6 protein-coding genes are annotated in these 3786 nt (G+C 61.4%); 5 read left to right on the forward strand and 1 reads right to left on the reverse strand.

Features of this window, described 5'->3' with window-relative positions; all coding sequences use genetic code 11:
- Window positions 1-188: 188 nt before the first annotated feature.
- The gene (locus tag CCR96_RS13495; RefSeq protein ID WP_338035882.1) at window positions 189-554 is read left to right on the forward strand and encodes a DUF1810 domain-containing protein; all 366 of its coding nucleotides are present in this window, start codon (window positions 189-191) and stop codon (window positions 552-554) included.
- A gap of 82 nt (window positions 555-636) precedes the next feature.
- Here CCR96_RS13495 and CCR96_RS13500 read toward each other — a convergent pair whose 3' ends face one another.
- Window positions 637-1743 carry a nuclease-related domain-containing protein gene (locus CCR96_RS13500; RefSeq protein ID WP_201220650.1) on the reverse strand — a complete coding sequence of 369 codons (1107 nt, stop codon included), beginning with the start codon at window positions 1741-1743 and terminating at the stop codon, window positions 637-639.
- A gap of 86 nt (window positions 1744-1829) precedes the next feature.
- On the opposite strand from CCR96_RS13500, the gene CCR96_RS25745 reads away from it, so the two are divergent.
- The 4 genes from CCR96_RS25745 to CCR96_RS13520 form a co-directional block, all read left to right on the forward strand.
- Window positions 1830-2588, forward strand: coding sequence for a hypothetical protein (locus tag CCR96_RS25745; RefSeq protein ID WP_476702836.1), 759 nt, complete (start codon window positions 1830-1832; stop codon window positions 2586-2588).
- Window positions 2589-2633: 45 nt separating this feature from the next.
- Window positions 2634-2870, forward strand: coding sequence for an AbrB/MazE/SpoVT family DNA-binding domain-containing protein (locus CCR96_RS13510; RefSeq protein WP_201220651.1), 237 nt, complete (start codon window positions 2634-2636; stop codon window positions 2868-2870).
- The gene (locus tag CCR96_RS13515) at window positions 2864-3190 is read left to right on the forward strand and encodes a type II toxin-antitoxin system PemK/MazF family toxin (RefSeq protein WP_200241885.1); all 327 of its coding nucleotides are present in this window, start codon (window positions 2864-2866) and stop codon (window positions 3188-3190) included. The genes CCR96_RS13510 and CCR96_RS13515 overlap by 7 nt, the downstream gene beginning before the upstream one ends.
- Window positions 3191-3309: 119 nt before the next feature.
- On the forward strand, window positions 3310-3786 hold a 477-nt coding region (locus CCR96_RS13520; protein WP_201220652.1), incomplete at its 3' end, for a hypothetical protein.

The following is a 3786-nucleotide window of genomic DNA, read 5'->3' on the forward strand; positions in this document are numbered from 1 at the left end:
GCACAGATGGACATCCGGCATCAAAAACGACGTAAAGATATTGAGCGATATTACAAAGGAAACGATCCTGATAGCGCGAATGATACTGGTTGAGCTAGGGGCTCGGAATTAATCTAACAAAGTAGTATTAAACAAGCGTAAAAAAGCAAGCGAATCAATGTCCGCGACATCAATCCACTACAACAAGGATTGAAACTCTCGCCGAGATCCGCGCCGGCCAGAAGCGCACCCACTGGATGTGGTTCATCTTCCCGCAGTTCGCCGGGCTCGGGACCAGCGCGACTGCCCGCGACTACGCGATCCGCTCGCGCGCCGAGGCCGAGGCCTACCTGGCGCATCCGCTGCTTGGCCCGCGCCTGATCGCCTGTGCCGAGGCTGCGCTCAGCATCCCGCAGCGCACCGCCCGTGAGGTCTTCGGGACACCGGATGATCTGAAACTGCGCTCCTGTGCCACGCTCTTTGCCCAGGTCTCGCCGCCAGATTCGGTCTTCAAGCGCCTGCTCGATCGGTATTTCGGTGGCCGCTCCGATGAGCGGACGCTGGCATTGCTGTAGCGCGCCGGTCCTGCATACAGCCCTGCTCCCCCATCGCATGCCGTGGCGACCAAGGTTCGTCCGCGATCCTTGAGTCTGTTCCTTACCGATCCTGCCCGGTACCGCCATCACCGCCGGGATCAGCACATAACCGATCTCGCCGCTGTTGGTTGCTGGCGCTGTTCTCGATCAGTACGGCGACCTGCGCTTTACGGCAGCGCCGGGTGGCATCCGTCTCGGAGGTGCTGGAGGACCATTGGATACGGGGGTCAGGTTGAGCATCCGGTTTGCGGATCTCCGGTTGCATGGCGGCTGGCTTGATCGCTGGTCGTGCCAGATCCTGATCCAAAGATTTCGGCACTATTGCAGGAACGGCGCTGGATGCGGCAGAGCCTGAAGATGCGCTGTGAGCACGCTTGTTCGGCAGCGCGGTGTCCTGTTGGCGGCTGGCGTTGGTCAGTTCACGATTCAGGAATCCGAGCAGCAGCAGGGGGATCATGATGGACAGACCGATCTGGATCAGCACCCTGGCGACGCGCCGTTTCCCGCTTCGGGAGTCGGCCGGCATCCAGGTCCGTGGTGTGTAATCTGCGCGTCCTGCCCTCACGCCAGCGAGATGTTCCTTACGTGTCTGCTGGTCCCGTCGGCCTGTTGCGATCAGATCCTCCCAGGCCATGCGCATCGGGAGCGGGATCTCCAGCTTGGGCAGCGCGGCGAGTTCACGCTCCAAGCCGGCCAGATCGAGCACGCCCGGCGGTTTGCCTTTCGGGAACTTGGCCGACCCAACAAAGACGACCCAGCCCTCGACAGTGAGATCGGTGACAAGTGTCTCCACCGCCTTGATGTGACCATGGTTCTGACGGAGTGGATTCTGGAACGGATGTCGACGCCGACCGATCACCTGTGTCCAGGTCGTCTCATGCTCGCAGCCAAGCACGAGCCCGCTGTAGTTCTTGGTCTCGATGACGAGAATGCCATTGGGTGTCAACGCGAGATGATCGATCTGGGTCAGCCCACCCAGCCCATTGGGCAGGATGATGTCGTTGGCGACATAGCTGCTGTAGCGCTTGAGAACACGCGCCACGGCACGCTCGCCGAGCATGCCGCGCAGTCGCGGGCGGTATGCTTGCAGCAGAGTAATGAGGAGGAGGATGGGCAGCAGCCACAACAACGGAGCGGCAACGGCTTTGATGAGTGGGCTGTAGTCCATGATGATTCCTTGCCGATGTAACTGATCACTGCTATCAGGGTCAGAGGTTGCGCCCGGATCAGCCTATCACGCTGAGCATGTTAGGCTTGTTGCGATTCGCGATCCCCTTTGCTGCCTTGTCCCCTACCCTGTTAATGCCTCGCCGTACCCAGTCCTCCAAAGCTCCCTCCAAATCCCGCTCCAAACAAACCAAGAACAAAGCATCTGCACTGCCGCTGCCGAGCTTGCCCAAGGGCTTACGTGCTTGGTTGCGTCTGATCACACGGAAATCTCGTGATCTCGCGATCGGTTTCGGCCTGATCACGGCCCTGTCGTTCATCCCGCCATCGGTCACCGAGCAATGGGGTCCGAACGCTCAGCGTGCGGTCGTGCTCGCCGGTGAGTTGAGAGCAGCAGATCGGCGCGGGCTTCCACGCCTGCGCGCCGCTCCTCAGGCAGGCCTTGCATCACATCGGTTCATGTCTTCATCGGTTGCCGCCGTTCTCAGACGCAAGGCGCTTCAGATGCGCGTCAAAGCGCTCGTCGGCCTTGCGGACCAACTGTGTGTAGAACCGTTTCCGTGGTACGCCTGCCTGATCTCCAGCAACCAGCAGAATCGCCCGGCGCCGAGGGTCGAACGCGAAACCGACGCGCCAAACGCCATTGTCGGCATCAAAACGCAGTGCCTTCATGTTCGCATGCCGGGACCCCTTCAAAGTGTCTGCGCGCGGGCGGCCGAGCTGCGGGCCAAACGCTTCCAGAAGTTTCGCGTGTGCGAGCAGCTCGTCCTGAACGGCTGCGGGCAGCTCCCGAAATTCATCCCCTATTTAATCCCGCCGGTGGCGCAGGCTGGTTGCCATGGATAGCAAAATCGTGTGTAATAACAAAGTTATCATATCAGGGGGCCGGCGGTGCAGACTACGTTACGCAAGATCGGCAACTCGAGAGGCGTCATCATCCCGGCCGCCCTGCTGGCTCAAGCCGGACTCGACGACGCCGTTGATTTGCGCTTGGAAGGGAACCGAATCATCATCGAGCCTGTGAAAACACCGCGGGAAGGCTGGTTCAACGGCGCAAACCCGGTTCAGGACGTTGACGCCTGGGAGGAGCTGCCACCGGATGACGATGCCAGCGAGTGGGAATGGTAGACCAGCGCCGAATCATTCGTCGCGGCGAGGTCTACTGGATCAACCTCGATCCGACCATCGGCACCGAGATCAACAAGACCCGACCTGGGCTGGTCGTGTCGCCGGATGATCTGAATGCCGCATTGCCGCGCGTGATCATCGCACCGCTCACCAGTCGAGGGCAGCCACTGGGTTGTCGTCCTGAGCTGGTGTTTGGCGGCCAGCAGGCGCGCATTCTGCTCGATCAAATCCGTTGCGTCGATCGGCGTCGTCTGTTGGGCAAGCTCGGCGAGATCGATCCAGCCTGTTGGCATGCCGTGTTGCTCGAAATGCTCCACTGATACACGCTCGGCGCACGCCGCCAATGTCCGCGCCGGACCTCCCCGTCCCCACCGAGACTGCCTGGCTGACCTGGTGCCTCAGCGCATCAGCGGAGACCTCGCCGGCGCTCGTATAGGAGGTGATTCGCCGGACGCTTACGTCGAGCCTGTCGACCCGGCGTGGTGAGCCGCTTGGCTGGCTCCTCGGCTGGGCTGGCGGTTTCCTGTGGATCATTGCCCTGGCGCTGGTGTTCTTGGTCCGGGGGCAGATTGCTGCAGGACTCTCGGGGTTTGCGCTGGTCGCGATCGGTTATGGCGCGGTCGTGCGCTATCCACCCTGGCGCGCTCCGCGAACCCGTTACTGGCGGTTGATGCTGCTGCCGATGCTGGCCATGCTCGCCGGCGTGCCATGGGCGATCTTGGGCTTTGGTCCCGAGGCGGCTGGGCAGCTCAATCCGTGGCAGGCGCTGATTGTGCTACCGGTACTGTCACCGTTCCTCGAGCCATGGAAAACTATCCATGCACGTGAGCCGAACAGTGTTGCTCACGATTCGCGGGCTGGGATTGCACCAACCTCAGGCGAATGGATCGCCGGTCACGCCGTCGCCCGTGGGGTC

The organism is Halochromatium roseum (assembly GCF_016653315.1).
Lineage (GTDB): Bacteria > Pseudomonadota > Gammaproteobacteria > Chromatiales > Chromatiaceae > Lamprobacter > Lamprobacter roseus.